Source organism: Agromyces sp. NPDC055520, assembly GCF_053619715.1.
The window spans coordinates 25,329-39,994 of record NZ_JBSHJY010000020.1 but is presented as its reverse complement, the minus strand read 5'-3'; the positions used below and the strand labels follow the sequence as shown (position 1 = coordinate 39,994).

General features: G+C 72.3%; 13 protein-coding genes. 9 read left to right on the top strand and 4 right to left on the bottom strand.

Annotated features, from left to right (window positions below; genetic code table 11):
• Positions 1-41 precede the first annotated feature (41 nt).
• Entirely contained in the window at positions 42-527 is a 486-nt protein-coding gene (locus ACWGST_RS10145; RefSeq protein ID WP_452046533.1) for a DUF6220 domain-containing protein, read from the bottom strand.
• Between the two features lie 220 nt (positions 528-747).
• Between ACWGST_RS10145 and ACWGST_RS10140 the strand changes: the two genes are divergently transcribed.
• The 7 genes from ACWGST_RS10140 to ACWGST_RS10110 all read left to right on the top strand — a co-directional run bounded on the left by ACWGST_RS10140 (position 748) and on the right by ACWGST_RS10110 (position 8,520).
• Complete coding sequence (locus ACWGST_RS10140; protein ID WP_452046532.1) at positions 748-1,515, top strand: NUDIX hydrolase; 768 nt, start codon at positions 748-750, stop codon at positions 1,513-1,515.
• Complete coding sequence (gene nadA / locus ACWGST_RS10135) at positions 1,512-2,945, top strand: quinolinate synthase NadA (protein WP_452046531.1); 1,434 nt, start codon at positions 1,512-1,514, stop codon at positions 2,943-2,945. Before ACWGST_RS10140 ends, nadA begins: the two co-directional genes overlap by 4 nt.
• 1 nt (position 2,946) lies before the next feature.
• Complete coding sequence (nadB, locus tag ACWGST_RS10130) at positions 2,947-4,611, top strand: L-aspartate oxidase (RefSeq protein WP_452046530.1); 1,665 nt, start codon at positions 2,947-2,949, stop codon at positions 4,609-4,611.
• Entirely contained in the window at positions 4,611-5,465 is an 855-nt protein-coding gene (gene nadC, locus ACWGST_RS10125; RefSeq protein ID WP_452046529.1) for a carboxylating nicotinate-nucleotide diphosphorylase, read from the top strand. Before nadB ends, nadC begins: the two co-directional genes overlap by 1 nt.
• Positions 5,462-6,622 carry a cysteine desulfurase family protein gene (locus ACWGST_RS10120; RefSeq protein ID WP_452046528.1) on the top strand — a complete coding sequence of 387 codons (1,161 nt, stop codon included), beginning with the start codon at positions 5,462-5,464 and terminating at the stop codon, positions 6,620-6,622. The genes nadC and ACWGST_RS10120 overlap by 4 nt, the downstream gene beginning before the upstream one ends.
• A complete protein-coding gene (locus ACWGST_RS10115) occupies positions 6,619-6,762 on the top strand; it encodes a hypothetical protein (protein WP_452046527.1) in 144 nt (47 codons plus the stop codon). The genes ACWGST_RS10120 and ACWGST_RS10115 overlap by 4 nt, the downstream gene beginning before the upstream one ends.
• A 300-nt stretch (positions 6,763-7,062) precedes the next feature.
• Entirely contained in the window at positions 7,063-8,520 is a 1,458-nt protein-coding gene (locus tag ACWGST_RS10110; RefSeq protein ID WP_452046552.1) for a DHA2 family efflux MFS transporter permease subunit, read from the top strand.
• A gap of 73 nt (positions 8,521-8,593) precedes the next feature.
• Here the strand turns inward: ACWGST_RS10110 and ACWGST_RS10105 are convergent, their stop codons facing one another.
• Positions 8,594-10,339, bottom strand: coding sequence for a VWA domain-containing protein (locus tag ACWGST_RS10105; RefSeq protein WP_452046526.1), 1,746 nt, complete (start codon positions 10,337-10,339; stop codon positions 8,594-8,596).
• 235 nt (positions 10,340-10,574) lie between these two features.
• Here ACWGST_RS10105 and ACWGST_RS10100 point away from each other — a divergent pair, with 235 nt between their 5' ends.
• The gene (locus tag ACWGST_RS10100; protein WP_452046525.1) at positions 10,575-11,225 is read left to right on the top strand and encodes a phosphoribosyltransferase; all 651 of its coding nucleotides are present in this window, start codon (positions 10,575-10,577) and stop codon (positions 11,223-11,225) included.
• 29 nt (positions 11,226-11,254) lie between these two features.
• Here ACWGST_RS10100 and ACWGST_RS10095 read toward each other — a convergent pair whose 3' ends face one another.
• On the bottom strand, positions 11,255-12,082 hold the full coding sequence (locus ACWGST_RS10095) for a putative protein N(5)-glutamine methyltransferase (RefSeq protein ID WP_452046524.1): 828 nt from the start codon (positions 12,080-12,082) through the stop codon (positions 11,255-11,257).
• A 219-nt stretch (positions 12,083-12,301) separates the two neighbouring features.
• Between ACWGST_RS10095 and ACWGST_RS10090 the strand changes: the two genes are divergently transcribed.
• Positions 12,302-14,239: an anthranilate synthase family protein gene (locus ACWGST_RS10090; RefSeq protein WP_452046523.1), complete on the top strand. Its 1,938-nt coding sequence runs from the start codon at positions 12,302-12,304 to the stop codon at positions 14,237-14,239.
• Here ACWGST_RS10090 and ACWGST_RS10085 read toward each other — a convergent pair.
• Positions 14,217-14,663 (bottom strand): nitroreductase family deazaflavin-dependent oxidoreductase, encoded by a 447-nt coding sequence (locus ACWGST_RS10085; protein WP_452046522.1) that lies wholly within the window; start codon positions 14,661-14,663, stop codon positions 14,217-14,219. The two genes, ACWGST_RS10090 and ACWGST_RS10085, sit on opposite strands and share 23 nt — an antisense overlap.
• Positions 14,664-14,666: the final 3 nt, after the last annotated feature.

Here is a 14,666-nt window from a genome sequence, read left to right as displayed (position 1 = left end):
TCGCCTCCTCGCCGTGTTCGCGTTCGCGCCGGCTTCGCGGGTCAGCGCACGACCTCGGGAACGGTCGCGTCGGCCGGGGCCTCCGCCGACGACGAGGCGCCGCGGCGCGGCATCGGCTCGCCCATCAGTCGCTTGGCGCGCACCGCGAGCCATCCGCTGATCAGTAGGATCGCGGCACCGTTCAGGCCGTGCAGCGCGATGAAGAACGTCGCACCGATGGGCGGGTTCGCGTGGTCGTCGGGGCCGAGCCCGAAGATCATGCCGCCGACGATGAAGATGACCGTCTGCATGAGGATGAGCACGAGCGGCAGCACCGAGAGCCAGATCAGGCGCTTGCCTGCGCGGGCGAGGGCGGCCGTGATGATCGTGAGCAGCGCGAGGATCGGCAGGATCATGCGACCGTTCGTGCCGTGCAGCGCGAACAGTTCGTCGTCGGGGTTCGAGAAGACGCCGACGGCGGCGAGGTAGAGCTGCGTCGCGACCGATGCGGTGAGCAGCAGCGTGACGACGAAGTAGAGCTTGCGCATGGTGCGCCTCTTTTCTGGGAGCGGGAGCGGGCGTGCAGGGGTTGAGGCTTCCGATCGTGCTCCCGCCGTGCGCTCGGTACATCCGTGGCATCACGCATTCCTGCTCAGCGTGTGCACTGACGCCGGGTGCGCCGAATGCGCCGTACGCGTTCTGGTCAAAATGACTGTAAGCTGGCGTTCTGCAGAGTTCGAGTCACGATGACCAGAAGAAGGCGAACGGATGTCGCAGCTGAATGCCCCCCTCGGGGACACGTCGACCCGCCTCGCCGTGTCGACCGTCGTCTTCGCGTTGCGCCCCGACCACTCGGGGCACCCGGTGCTCTGGACTCCGCTCGTGCGCCGCACCCGCCAGCCCCAGCTCGGCCTCTGGGCGCTGCCCGGGGGCTGGCTGCCGCCGGGCGAAGAGCTCGAGGCGGCCGCGGCACGCACCCTGCGGCTCACGACCGGCCTCGCCCCCACCTATCTCGAGCAGCTCTACACCTTCGGCGAGGTGGGCCGCTCCCCCGGCGCCCGCGTGGTCTCGGTCGTCTACTGGGCACTCGTGCAGAGCGCCGAGGCGGCCCGCGCGGTGGTGGGCCCGAACGTGCGCTGGGTGCCGGCCGACACGCTGCCCCAGCTCGCCTTCGACCACAACCGCATCGTCGAGTACGCGCTCTGGCGGCTGCGCACGAAGCTCGAGTACGCGCAGATCGCGCACGCGTTCCTCGCCGAGACCTTCACCCTCGCCGAACTGCGCGAGGTCGTCGAGGCGGTGCTGCAGCGCCCGCTCGACCCGGCGAACTTCCGGCGCACGATGCTCGCATCGGGCCGACTGCACGAGACCGGCGAGCGCCTGGCCGGCGCACGCAACCGACCGCCGAAGCTCTACCGCTACGATCCCGCCGACCTCACGGCGGCGACCGGCGAACCGACCGCGCGAACCGAGTCCCTCGCGCGAACCGAACCACTCGGGCGAACCGAACCACTCAGGGAGCGACCGGCATCATGACCATCTCGATCGAAGATCTGCAGTCCGACGACACGCGCACCGGCGACGGCACGCGCGCCGCGGCATCCGTCGACCGCACGATTCGTCTCATCGCGACGGGCGCCGCCGGCGGCGAGTCGTGCTCGCCCGAACTCGCGAAGGGGCCGTGGGAGTTCGACGCCGGGCCCGCGGCATACGGCCCGGGCTCCTCGATGGGCGACGTCATCCCCACCGGGTCGCCGCGGCAGGGCGCCCTGCCCGAGTCGTACCGCACGGCCTCCGCCGACGAGTTGCACGCGCGCATCCGCGCCGCGAAGGCGACCCTCGGCGACCGAGCCGTCGTGCTCGGCCACTTCTACCAGCGCGACGAGGTCATCGAGCACGCCGACTTCGTCGGCGACTCGTTCCAGCTCGCGAACGCGGCGCTCACCCGGCCCGATGCGGAGGCCATCGTCTTCTGCGGCGTGCATTTCATGGCCGAGACCGCCGACCTGCTCGGGGCACCCGAGCAGGCGGTGATCCTGCCGAACCTCGCCGCCGGCTGCTCGATGGCCGACATGGCCGATGAGAGCTCGGTCGAGGAATGCTGGGAGCAGCTCGAGTCGGTGTACGGCGACCTCGCGGCGACCGACGCCGACGGCCGGGTGCCCGTCATCCCGGTCACGTACATGAACTCGTCGGCGGCGCTCAAGGGATTCGTCGGCCGGCACGGGGGCATCGTCTGCACCTCCTCGAACGCGAAGACGGTGCTCGAGTGGGCGTTCGAGCGCGGGCGGCGGGTGCTGTTCTTCCCCGACCAGCACCTCGGCCGCAACACGGCGAAGGCCATGGGCGTGCCGCTCGAGCAGATGCCGATGTGGAACCCGCGCAAGGCGCTCGGCGGCAACACGGCCGACGAGCTCGACAACGCGCGGGTCGTGCTCTGGCACGGCTTCTGCTCGGTGCACCGGCGGTTCACGGTCGACCAGATCGCGCAGGCGCGTATCGACCATCCCGGCGTGCAGGTCATCGTGCACCCCGAGTGCCCCATGCCGGTCGTCGACGCAGCGGACGCCGCGGGTTCGACCGACTTCATCGTGAAGGCGATCGCGGCGGCACCTGCCGGCTCCACCTTCGCGATCGGCACCGAGATCAACCTCGTGCAGCGTCTCGCAGCCGAACACCCCGAGCACACGATCTTCTGCCTCGACCCCGTCGTGTGCCCGTGCTCGACGATGTACCGCATTCACCCCGGCTACCTCGCCTGGGTACTCGAAGAGCTCGTCGAAGGCCGTGTCGTCAACCGCATCACGGTCGCCGACGACGTGGCGGAGCCCGCGCGCGTCGCCCTCGAGCGGATGCTCGCGGCGAAGCCGCCCGCATCGGCCGCCCCGGGTCTCGATGCGCTCGCCGGCGCTCGCACCTCGACCACCGGCGCGTTCACCGGGGCGTTCACCGGCGCGGGAGCCTGACATGGCGCACGTGCTCGTGATCGGCGGGGGCATCGCGGGACTCTGGGCCGCGGTCAGGGCCGCCGACACCGGGCACACCGTGGAACTCGCGACCAAGACCGAGCTCGCCGAGGGCAACACGCGCTATGCGCAGGGCGGCATCGCCGCGGCACTGTTCCCCGACGATTCGGCCGAACGACATTTCGCCGACACGATCGAGGCGGGCGCCGGACTCGCCGACCCGGCCGCGGTGCGCGTGCTCGTCGATGAGGGCCCGGCGCGCGTGCGCGACCTCATCCGCTTCGGCGTCGCGTTCGATCGCGGCGAATCGGGCCTCGAACGCGGGCTCGAGGCCGCGCACTCGCGAGCGCGCATCCTGCACGCGGGCGGCGACGCCACCGGTGCCGCGATCGAGCGCGCGCTCGTCGACACGGTGCACCGCAGGGCGGTCGCGGTCGACGAGCAGTCGATGCTGCTCGACCTCGTCGTCGAGGGCGGTCGCGTCGTCGGGGCACTGCTGCTCGCGGCATCCGGAACCGTCGCTGTGCGACGCGCCGACGCCGTCGTGCTGGCCACCGGCGGCAGTGGATGCCTCTTCCGGCATACGACGAATCCCGCGGTGGCGACCGGTGACGGCGTCGCCGCGGCGTGGCGCGCCGGCGCGCACGTCGCCGATCTCGAGTTCACGCAGTTCCATCCGACGGCGCTCGCTGCACCGGGCACACCCCTCATCTCCGAGGCCGTGCGCGGCGAGGGCGCGGTGCTGCGCGATGCGACCGGTCGCCGCTTCATGGTCGACGTCGACCCGCGCGGCGAACTCGCCCCCCGCGATGTCGTGGCCCGCGCGGTGTGGCGTCGCTCGCTCGAACAGGGCGGCGCGCCCGTGCTGCTCGACGCGACGGCGCTCGGCCGCGCCAGTCTGGACCACGCCGGGCTCGCCCGGCGCTTCCCCGGCCTCGACGCCGTCGTGCGAGCGGCCGGCTTCGACTGGGCCCGCGAGCCGATTCCCGTGACCCCCGCCGCGCACTACGCCATGGGCGGCGTCGCGACCGACCTCGACGGGCGCACGAGCCTGCCCGGCCTCTTCGCGGTCGGCGAGGTCGCTCGCACGGGCGTGCACGGAGCGAACCGCCTCGCGTCGAACTCGCTGCTCGAGGCCGCCGTCTTCGCCGATCGAGCCGTCCGCGCCCTCTCGACCCCGCATGCGGTGTTGCCCGTTCAGGGGAATCTGCCCGACACGCCGCGTGCCGGGGCGCCCACGCGGCGCGGCGCGCCACATCCCCTGATCCGGCAACACGACGAAGCGCGGCGCGAGGGGGCGGCGGTGCATCAGGGGGCGGTGGTGCGTCACGGGGCGGCGGTGCGTCACGGGGCGGTGGTGCGCGACGCGGTGGTGCGCGACGAGCTGCGAGCGCTCATGTGGCAGCACGTCGGGCTCGAGCGCGACGAGCAGGGGCTCGCCGCGGCATCCGCCCGGCTCGATGCCTGGCGCGCGCCCGAACCGACCGACCGCCGCACCGCGGAAGACCGCAATCTGCTCGACCTCGCGCGGCTCACCGTCGCCGCAGCGCAGGCTCGGCGCGCGAGCTGCGGCGCACACTTCCGCAGCGACGACGACTCCGCGGCCGCCGGCAGCGAGAGCACGAGCACCAGCCGCGCGACCACCCCCGATCGAGAGGCCGCCTGATGACCGACGTACGAGAGATCGACCGCATCGTCGGCGCAGCGCTCGATGAGGATGCCCCGTGGGGCGACCTGACCTCAGAGGTGCTGATCCCCGCCGACGCGACGGCGAGCGCGCTGCTCGTGGCCCGCGAACCCGGCGTGCTGAGCGGCATCGACGTGTTCGCCGCCGCGTTCCGGCTGGTCGACCCCGCGGTCGTCGTCGAGCCGCTCGCGGCCGACGGCGAGCCGTTCGAGACCGGCGCGGTGCTGTCCAGGGTCGGCGGGCCGGCCCGCGGGATCCTCCGCGCCGAGCGCGTCGGCCTGAACCTCGTGCAGCGCATGTCGGGCATCGCGACGCTCACCGCCCGCTACGTCGCCCAGACCGCGGGCACGAGCGCGCGCATCGTCGACACCCGCAAGACGACGCCGGGGCTCCGCAGCCTCGAACGCCAGGCCGTGCGCGACGGCGGCGGGCGCAACCACCGCCGCTCGCTCTCCGACGCGGTCATGGCGAAAGACAACCACCTCGCCGTGCTGACGGCCGGCGGCGCCGACCTCGGGGCGGCGCTGCGGGCGGCGCGCGAACGGATGCCGCACACCGCCCACCTCGAGGTCGAGGTCGACCGGCTCGACCAGATCGAGGCCGTGCTCGCGGGCGGCGCCGACACCGTCATGCTCGACAACTTCACGCCCGACGGGTTGCGCGCGGGCGTCGCGCTCATCGCAGGGCGCGCGATCGTCGAGGCGTCGGGCGGCGTCTCGCTCGCGACCGTGGGCGAGATCGCCGCGACGGGCGTCGACGTGATCTCGGTGGGCGCGCTCACGCACTCGGTGCGCTCGCTCGACCTCGGCCTCGACGTGGCGGTCGCGACGTGATCTACCTCGATCACGCGGCGACGACGCCCGTGCGGCGCGAGGCGCTCGAGGCGATGTGGCCGTTTCTCTCGGGCTCGATCGACTCGGGCTCGTTCGGCAATCCGTCGAGCCGGCACGCGTTCGGCGACGAGGCGGCCCGCGCGCTCGACGCCGCGCGCGCGACGGTCGCCCGGGTCGTCGGCTGCCGCCCCGGCGACGTCGTCTTCACGAGCGGTGGCACCGAGGCCGACAACCTCGCCGTGAAGGGCCTCGCCCTCGCCAACCCGCGCGGGCGCCACCTCGTGGTCTCGCCGATCGAGCACGAAGCGGTGCTCGAATCCGCCGAATACCTCACCCGGGTGCACGGTTTCGAGGTCTCGGAGGTCGCGGTCGATGCGGGCGGCCTCGTCACCCCCGCGGCGCTCGTTCGGGTCGTGCGGCCGGACACCGCGCTCGTCTCGGTGCAGCTCGCGAACAACGAGATCGGCACGGTGCAGCCGATCGCCGAACTCGCCGCCGTCGCGCACGCCTCAGGAGCCCTCATGCACACCGACGCCGTGCAGGCGGCCGGCTGGCTGCCGCTCTCGCTCGACGCGCTGGGCGTCGACGCCCTCTCGCTCGCGGGCCACAAGGTCGGCGCCCCGAAGGGCACGGGAGCGCTCGTCGTTCGCGGCCGGCTGCCCCTCGAACCGGTGCTGCACGGCGGCGGTCAAGAGCGCGGCCGCAGGTCGGGCACCGAGAACGTCGCCGGGGCGGTCGCGCTGGCCACCGCGTTGCGGCTGGCCGATTCCGAACGAGTGGATGCCGCGGCGCACGTCTCGGCGATCGCCGCCGATTTCACGGCGACGATCGCGGCCGGCGTGCCCGGTGCGCAGCTCACGGGCGACCCCGAACGCCGCCTGCCGGGCACGGTGTCGTTCGTGTTCCCGGGCACGAGCGGCGAGGCCGTGCTGCTCGAACTCGAACGCGAGGGCGTGATCTGCTCGAGCGGATCGGCGTGCGCGGCCGGCAGCGACGAGCCCTCGCACGTGCTCACGGCGATCGGCCTGCCCGCCGAGCTCGCGCAGACGGCCGTGCGGTTCACGTTCGGCCGGCATACGACGGCGGGTGAATCAGCGGGCGCCGCGGCATCCGTCGCTCGCGCCGTGTCGGCCGTTCGCGGTATCGTGACGCTATGAGCGATTCGACACCTGCGCCCGACGACGCCGACGCCGCCGAAGAGCGGCGCATCGAGAACGAGCTCGCTCCCGAAGAAGGGCTCCTCGAGGGCTGGCTCCCTCGTCCGACCCCGACCGAGGGCCCGGCTCCGGCTCCGTAAGCCGCCCCGACCGACCGAGTTTCCACGCGACCGGCGCACGTTCGGCGCGCGCGGTTCCATACGTTCCGATCGATGTCGGAATCGGGGAATAGCGAGTCACCCGACACGGGTTGACCCACGTATTCGACGCAATTCACCGGCGCGATGCTGTGCCGACCTGGCGCAGTGCCGTGCCGCGTCGACGCACTCCCGTGCCGACATCGAAACTCCGTGCCGATATCGATTGGACCCAATTCCTTGACCGAACGCGCCCTTCCCGAAATCCGCGACCCCGACCTCACCGTGCCGGTCGAACGCACGATGCACGAACACTCCGACGTCGAGGCGCTGCACGGCGCCCGCAACAACCGGGTGATCTGGCTGCTGCTCGCCGCCTCCTTCGTCGTCATCCTCAACGAGACGATCATGGGCGTGGCGATCCCGCACCTCGTCGACGACCTGCACATCTCGATCTCGGCCGCCCAGTGGCTGACCACGGCGTTCATGCTGACGATGGCCGTCGTCATCCCGATCACGGGCTACCTGCTGCAGCGCTTCGCGACGCGGCCGATCTTCATCGCCGCGATGAGCCTGTTCTCGACGGGCACGCTCATCGCCGCCCTGGCGCCCGGCTTCGAAGTACTGCTGGCCGCGCGGGTCGTGCAGGCCAGCGGCACCGCCATCATGATGCCGCTGCTCATGACGACGCTCATGACCCTCGTCGCGCCGAGTGATCGCGGACGGCTCATGGGCCGGGTGTCGATCGTGATGTCGGTCGCCCCGGCGATCGGTCCGACGATCTCGGGCCTCATCTTGAACACCCTCTCGTGGCGCTTCATGTTCTGGCTCGTACTGCCGATCGCGCTCGCGATGCTCCTCATCGGCATCCGCAGGGTCGAGAACGTGAGCGAGCCAAAGATGATCCCGATCGACACGTTCTCGGTCGTGCTGTCGGCGTTCGGGTTCGGCGGGCTCGTCTACGGCCTCAGCCTGATCGGCGCCGCGAGCGCGGGCGGTGCTTTCGGCGCCGTGCCGATGTGGATCTCGCTCGCCGTCGGTGCGCTCGCGATCGGCGGGTTCATCTGGCGCCAGATCTCGCTGCAGCGCGACGACCGTGCGCTGCTCGACCTGCGCACGTTCCGCACCCGCAACTTCTCGATCTCGATCGGCCTCATGGCGATCATGATGGCGGCCCTCTTCGGCACGATCATCCTGCTGCCGATCTACCTGCAGGACGTGCTGCACCTCGAGCCCATCATGACCGGCCTGCTGCTCTTGCCCGGCGGCCTCACGATGGGCCTGCTCGGCCCGCTCGTCGGCCGGCTCTTCGACCGGCTCGGGCCGACCCCGCTGCTCGTGCCCGGGGCCGTCGTCGTGAGCGGCGTGCTCTGGTCGCTCACGCTCGTGACCGACACGACGTCGCCGTGGCTGCTGCTCGCCGCCCACGTCGTGCTCTCGGCCGGCCTCGCCTTCATGTTCACGCCGCTGTTCACCTCGGCGCTCGGCTCGGTCGAGCCGAGGTTCTACTCGCACGGCGCGGCGACGGTCGGCACGGTGCAACAGGTCGCCGGCGCGGCGGGCACTGCGCTGTTCGTCACGATCATGGCGTCGCGCGCACTGACCGTGACGGCGACCGGCGCGACGGCCGAGGCCGCCGCGGCCGCCGGCATCCGCTCGGCGTTCCTCGTGGGGGCGATCCTGTCGCTCCTGGCGATCGTCGGCGCCGCCTTCGTGCGCAAGCCCGCCGACATGATGGAGGGCACGCCGACGGGGCACTGACGCTCGGCACTGCGTGCAGTCGACGAAGGGGGCCGGGCAGATGCCGGGCCCCCTTCGTCGTACCGTCGCGACGTCAGCCGCAGTTCGGGCGGCAGCTGCGCTGCGAAAGCGCGTCGACGAGCACGATGCCGAGGTCTTCGGGCTTCGACGCCGAGTAGGCGGCGCCCTTCGTCGCCTGGGCGATGCGCTGCATCGCGGCCAGGTCGGTGTCGGGCCCGAAGCCGATCATGATGACGGGCACCGGCTTCGAGGGGTCGTCGATCTTCGCGAGCTCGGCGAGCAGCGTGTCGAGGTCGATGCCGTTCTCGTCTTCGTTCTTGCCGTCGGTGAAGAGCAGCACCGAGTTGACCTTCTCGGGGTCGTAGGTCTCGCGCACGCGCTGCACCGCGGCGAGGGTGGTGTCGTAGAGCCCGGTCGCGCCGCCGAGCCTCGCCGGCAGCGACTGGATGATGCCGGCGATCTCCTGCGAGTGCGCGGCATCGCCGAGCGGAGCGATGGGCGAGAGGTCTTCGTAGTCGAGGTCGCCGTTGCGGGCGGTGGAGAAGACCCAGACGCCGAGCTCGACCTCGCCCGAGAACTTCTGCATCGCGCCCACGGCGGCCTGCTGGAAGATGTCGATGCGGCGCAGGCCGTTCTCGGCCGGCTCCTCCATCGACCCCGACACGTCGATCACGGCGAGCATGCGCGAGCGCAGCGTCAGCACCGACCAGGCCCGCAGGATCTCGAGCTGCGCGGCGCCGTCGAGGGCGCCGCTCGCCGTCGGCGCCTCGGCCGCGAGGCCCGGGATGTCGAGCGCTCCGGTGCCGTCGGCCGCCCGGAAGCCCTCGGCCGCCAGCACCTTGGCGCCCTTGCGAACGGATGCCTCGAAGGCGTCGAGCAACTCGGCCCTGGACGCCGACGCCGTTGCCGTGCCCTCGTCGTCTGCAGCGCCCGCGTCGTCCGCGCCCGCGTCGTCCGCGCCCGCGTCGGCCGCGGCATCCGACGCCGTCATGCGCACGAAGGGGTAGTCGAGCGATACGGTGCCGTCGACGGGGTACGCGGCCACGAGGGTCTCGGCGGGCTCGTCGGAGTTGTACGCGGCGACCTGCGCCTCGCTCGTCACGACGACGGCCGGCTCCTGCGCGGCGCTGACCGTGCCGAAGGCGGCGCTCGTCGAGGCGGGGATCGACTTGCCGAGTTCGATCATGGCGCCGGCGAACTGGCGCGGGTCGTCGGGCGAGGAGTGGCCGCGCAGGGCGAGCAGGCCGGCGAGGCTCGCAGCGGATGCCTCGGGGTCGGGCAGGATCGTCGGCAGCGTGCCGCCCAGCACTCGGGCCCAGCTCACCGGTTCGGCCGCGAGTTGGGTGGCCTTCGTCGTGGCGCCGGCGAAGACGACGGGCGAGGATGCGATGGACTCGCGCACCTCGACCTCGGGCAACGACTGCCCGAGCGAGGTGGCGGTCGCGTTCATGCGGTCGATCCAGACGCTCGATTCGGGCACCCAGGCGTCGATCTCGGCACCGCCGGAGGCGACGACGGCAGCGGTGTCGGCCGAATCCTGCGCGGTGATCTCGGTCGAGACGCACAGCTCGGAGTTCTCGTCGAACCTCTCGGCGAGCTTCGTGAGGGCCGGGGCGATCGAGGTGTCGGCGACGACGACGAGCTCTTCGGTCGCAGCGCAACCGGTGTCGGCCGAGGCGAAGAGCGGGTTCAGATAGCCGCCGGCCCACACGAAGACGCCGGACGCGACAACGCCGACCACGACGACCGCTCCGATGATGGACAGGGTGAGCTTGCGGCTCGGCTGCTTCGCCGATGCCGCGACACTGTGACGTCCCACGGACACTCCAAGCCGACGGCAGGGGGCGCCGTCGAATCCTCAGTTCGGGTTCCCCAGATGGGGAAGGATTTCGTTCAGTGTAGGCGACGAGTTCCAAGACGCGAACTTCACTCGAATTCCGCCGCCGCGTCCAAGTGGCCCCGACCCCTTTGCGTCCGGGCGCGACGGTGCGAGCATGGAATCGGCTCGTTCGGGTCGCGATCGGCAACCTGACGAGCATGCACGGACGCACGACATGGACCACTTCAGCACTCGCGCCGACGCCGGTCGGCGCCTCGCAGCAGCACTCGAGAGCGTCGACCTCGAGCGCGTGGTGGTGCTCGGCCTGCCACGCGGCGGTGTGCCCGTCGCCGCGCCGATCGCGAAAGCGCTCGGCGCCCCGCTCGACGTGCTCGTCGTGCGCAAGCTCGGCGTGCCCGGCCAGCCCGAGGTCGCGATGGGCGCGATCGGCGAGCAGGGCGCTCGAGTGCTGAACGACGACATCGTCGCTGCCGCCCACGTCTCCCCCGGCGAACTCCGCGACATCGAACGACGCGAGCGCGCCGAGCTCGACGCACGGGTGACCCGCTTCCGCGGTGATGCCCCGCCGATCCCACTCGACGGCCGCACGGCGCTCATCGTCGACGACGGCATCGCGACGGGCGCGACGGCCCGAGTCGCCGCGCACGTGGCGAAGGCGCGGGGCGCGGCGCGCGTGGTGCTCGCCATGCCCGTCGGGGCGCCCGACGCCCTCGGCTCGCTCGCCGCCGACCCCGCCGTCGACGAGATCGTCTGCCTCTCGGCGCCGCACGGCTTCATGGCGGTCGGCATGCACTACCTCGACTTCGCGCAGACGAGCGACGACGAGGTCGCGGCGTTGCTCGTCGCTGCGCGCGACGAGCGCTGAGCGGGCGCCGAGCGCCGGGCGCCGAGCGCTCAGCGAACCGCGGTGCGCACTCCGACGACGAGGGTCGCATCGGCTTCGTCGTCGTGCACGATGCGAGCGTCGAGTCCGGCGGCTTCGAAGAAGGCGGCGGCGACGGCCGCCTGGCGCACGCTCGTCTCGATCAGCAGTGCGCCGCCGGGTGCCAGCCACGAGCGAGCGGATGCCGCGACTCGCCGATGCACGTCGAGCCCGTCTCCCCCGCCGTCGAGTGCCAGGCGCGCCTCATGGTCGCGCGCCTCGGGCGGCATCATGGCGATCGCCTCGCTCGGCACGTAGGGGGCGTTCACGGCGAGCACGTCGATGCGTCCGCGAAGCTCGCGCGGCAGCGCGTCGTAGAGATCGCCCTCGACCACGATGCCGCCGAGCGGTTCGAGGTTCGATCGCGCCGCCCGCACGGCGACGGGATCGAGGTCGGCGGCGACGAGGTGCACGGGCCCCGCGGCATCCGCGAACGCCGTGGCGATGGCCGCACCGATCGCGCCGGCGCCGCAGCAGAGATCGACGACGACCGGAACGTGGGCGGGTGCGCCCGTCGCGGCCCCCGCGGCCGCGACCGCCGCGTGCCGCGCAGCCTCGGCGGCGAGGAACTCGGTGCGGCGGCGCGGCACGAACACGCCTGGAAGCACGCGGATCCGCAGCCCCGCGAACGCCGCCCAGCCGAGCACCTGCTCGAGCGGCTCGCCGGCGACCCGGCGTTCGACGAGCGAGTCGAGCTCGTCGCCCTCGGCACCGGCCTCGAGCAGCAGCGCCGCCTCGTCTTCGGCGAACACGCATCCGGCGGCCCGCAGGCGGGTCACGATCTCAGTCTCGGTCGGCATCACTCGAAGCGTATCGGCGCTGCCGTCGTCGGCGCTGCCGTCGTCGGCGCTGCCGTTCGAAGCCGAGCTGATGCTAGAGTCCTCGACATGACCTCGTCGAACCAGAGCTGGTGGCCCGCCTCCTAGGCGGCCATTCGTTTCGACGACCTGACGACCGCCCGAGGGCGGTCGTTTTCGCGTATGCGGAGGGCGGCGCCCGAGGGCCGACCGGAGAACCCCATGACGCGACTGCTCGCCGCCCTGCTCGACGCCACCGACCCCGCGCCCTTCGCCGTCGTGCGCCGTGAACACGAACCGACGCTCGACGTGCTCGTCGGCGACGTCGTCGACGTCGACCGCCTCGCCGACATCCCGCTCGACGGTGCCGAGGTGCTCGCCCTCGTGCCATTCCGCCAGGTGCGCGAGCGCGGCTTCGTCGCATGCGACGACGGGGCGCCGCTGCGCTGCCTCGTCGTGCGCGAACGGGAGACGATCGACGTCGATGCGGCGATCGGCATGCTGCCGAAGCATCCGATCGCCGTCGACGACCTCGGCGTCGACGTGAGCGATGCCGAGTACGCAGGCCGCGTGCGCCGGGTGATCGACGAGGAGATCGGCCGCGGCGAGGGTGCGAACTTCGTGATCCGCCGCGAGTTCACGGGGCGCATCGAGGCATCCCCTGCGCACGCCGTGCTCGGCTGGTTGCGGGCGCTGCTCGAGCACGAGGCCGGCGCCTACTGGACGTTCGCGGTGCACACGCCCGGTCTCTCGGCCGTCGGCGCGACGCCCGAGCGGCATGTGTCGTCGATCGGCGGGGTCGTCTCGATGAATCCGATCAGCGGCACGTTCCGTCACCTCGACGGGCCGCCCGCCGCCGCCGAGCTGGTGGCGTTCCTCGATGATGTGAAGGAGCGCGAGGAGCTCGTGATGGTCGTCGACGAGGAGCTCAAGATGATGAGCGCGGTGTGCCCCGACGGCGGCCGCATCCGTGGTCCGTTCCTGAAGCGGATGTCGCGGCTCACGCACACCGAGTACCTGCTCGAGGGGCGCAGCGACCTCGACCCCCGTGAGGTGCTGCGCCGCACGATGTTCGCGCCGACCGTGACGGGTTCGCCGATGGGCAACGCGTGCACGGTGATCGCGCGCCACGAGTCGACGCCCCGCGGCTACTACGCGGGCGTGCTGGCGCGGTTCACGCCTCGGTCGGATGGCTACGACCTCGACGCGCCCATTCTCATCCGCGCAGCGTACGTCGACGGCGACGGCGGCGTGCGGGTGCCGGTGGGGGCGACGCTCGTGCGGCACTCCGACCCCGAGAGCGAGGTGGCCGAGACGCACGCGAAGGCGGCGGGAGTACTGACGGCGCTCGGCGCGATTCCGCGGCCGGTCGCGCCGGTCGCAGTCGCGGTCGCTTCGACGGTCGAAACGGATGCCTCGTGCCGCGACCACGACCGCATCGCCACGCTGCTCGACGCCCGCAACGACCACCTCGCGACCTTCTGGAGTTCGCCGCAGGCCGCGCACGCCTCGCGCGGGGCGACCGCGGTCGTCATCGATGCAGGCGACGACTTCACGACGATGCTCGCCCATCAGTTGCGGCACCTCGGCGTCGACGCGCGGGTCGTGCCATGGAGCGACGCGGGCCCCGAGGCATCCGACGACCTGGTGATCTTCGGCCCGGGGCCCGGCGACCCCCGCAACGCCGCCGACCCGCGCGTCGCCCGCCTGCGCGAACTCATGGTCGAGCGCCTCGCGAGCGGCCGACCGATGCTCGCGGTGTGCCTCAGCCACCAGGTGCTCGCCGACCTCGCCGGGCTGCCGATCGCACCGCTGCCCGCACCGCGACAGGGCGTGCAGCTCGACGTCGACCTGTTCGGCGAACCGGCGGCCATCGGGTTCTACAACACCTTCGCGGCGACCGCAGCGAATCGCTCGCGCACCCCGCACCTCGGGCTCGAGGTGGCGGCCGACGCGACGACGGGCGTGGTGCACGTGCTCCGCGGGCCGGGCGTGGCGTCGGTGCAGGGCCACCTCGAGTCGGTGCTCTCGCCCGACGGGCTCGCCGTGCTGTCCCGGCTGCTCGACGAGCTCCTCGGCGGGCTGCCCAGCGTCGAGGCACTGCCCCCGGTCGACCTCGCGGCGGGTCCGACCCCGGTCACCGCTCGAGGTGCAGTCTGACCATCGGGATCTCGGGGTCGGCCTCGCCGGTGGCATCCTGAATCGAACGCTGCAGCACCGCCCACGCGGCCGGCCGGCGCTCGGCGTACCGCTCGAGCAGTGACCGGCTCTCGTCGGGGCCGAGCATCTCGGCGCGCGCCGGCACGCGGCGACGCCACCCGATGCTCACGCCGCAGCGCGGCTCGGCCTCGAGGTTGCGGTACCACTGCGCCTGCGGGCCGAAGCCCGACGCCACGACCACGCGGTCGGGCGCCTCGCGATCGGCGGCCTCGATCACGACGAATCGCGATTCGCCGCTCGTGCGGCCACGATGCTCGAGCAGCAGCAGGCGCCCGCCGAAGACGAAGCCGAAACCCGCCCGGAAGATCGGGATGGGCAGTCGTACCATCCACCGTGTCGTGAGGAACTTCGCGCCGAGGTCCATGCA

What these genes read in the sequence shown, in the direction of transcription:
- ACWGST_RS10145 (WP_452046533.1), bottom strand. Translation starts at nt 527, where the DNA reads ATGCGCAAGCTCTACTTCGTCGTCACGCTGCTGCTCACCGCATCGGTC.
- ACWGST_RS10115 (WP_452046527.1), top strand. Translation starts at nt 6,619, where the DNA reads ATGAGCGATTCGACACCTGCGCCCGACGACGCCGACGCCGCCGAAGAG.
- ACWGST_RS10110 (WP_452046552.1), top strand. Translation starts at nt 7,063, where the DNA reads ATGCACGAACACTCCGACGTCGAGGCGCTGCACGGCGCCCGCAACAAC.
- ACWGST_RS10140 (WP_452046532.1), top strand. Translation starts at nt 748, where the DNA reads ATGTCGCAGCTGAATGCCCCCCTCGGGGACACGTCGACCCGCCTCGCC.
- ACWGST_RS10095 (WP_452046524.1), bottom strand. Translation starts at nt 12,082, where the DNA reads ATGCCGACCGAGACTGAGATCGTGACCCGCCTGCGGGCCGCCGGATGC.
- nadC (WP_452046529.1), top strand. Translation starts at nt 4,611, where the DNA reads ATGACCGACGTACGAGAGATCGACCGCATCGTCGGCGCAGCGCTCGAT.
- ACWGST_RS10090 (WP_452046523.1), top strand. Translation starts at nt 12,302, where the DNA reads ATGACGCGACTGCTCGCCGCCCTGCTCGACGCCACCGACCCCGCGCCC.
- ACWGST_RS10085 (WP_452046522.1), bottom strand. Translation starts at nt 14,663, where the DNA reads ATGGACCTCGGCGCGAAGTTCCTCACGACACGGTGGATGGTACGACTG.
- nadB (WP_452046530.1), top strand. Translation starts at nt 2,947, where the DNA reads ATGGCGCACGTGCTCGTGATCGGCGGGGGCATCGCGGGACTCTGGGCC.
- nadA (WP_452046531.1), top strand. Translation starts at nt 1,512, where the DNA reads ATGACCATCTCGATCGAAGATCTGCAGTCCGACGACACGCGCACCGGC.
- ACWGST_RS10100 (WP_452046525.1), top strand. Translation starts at nt 10,575, where the DNA reads ATGGACCACTTCAGCACTCGCGCCGACGCCGGTCGGCGCCTCGCAGCA.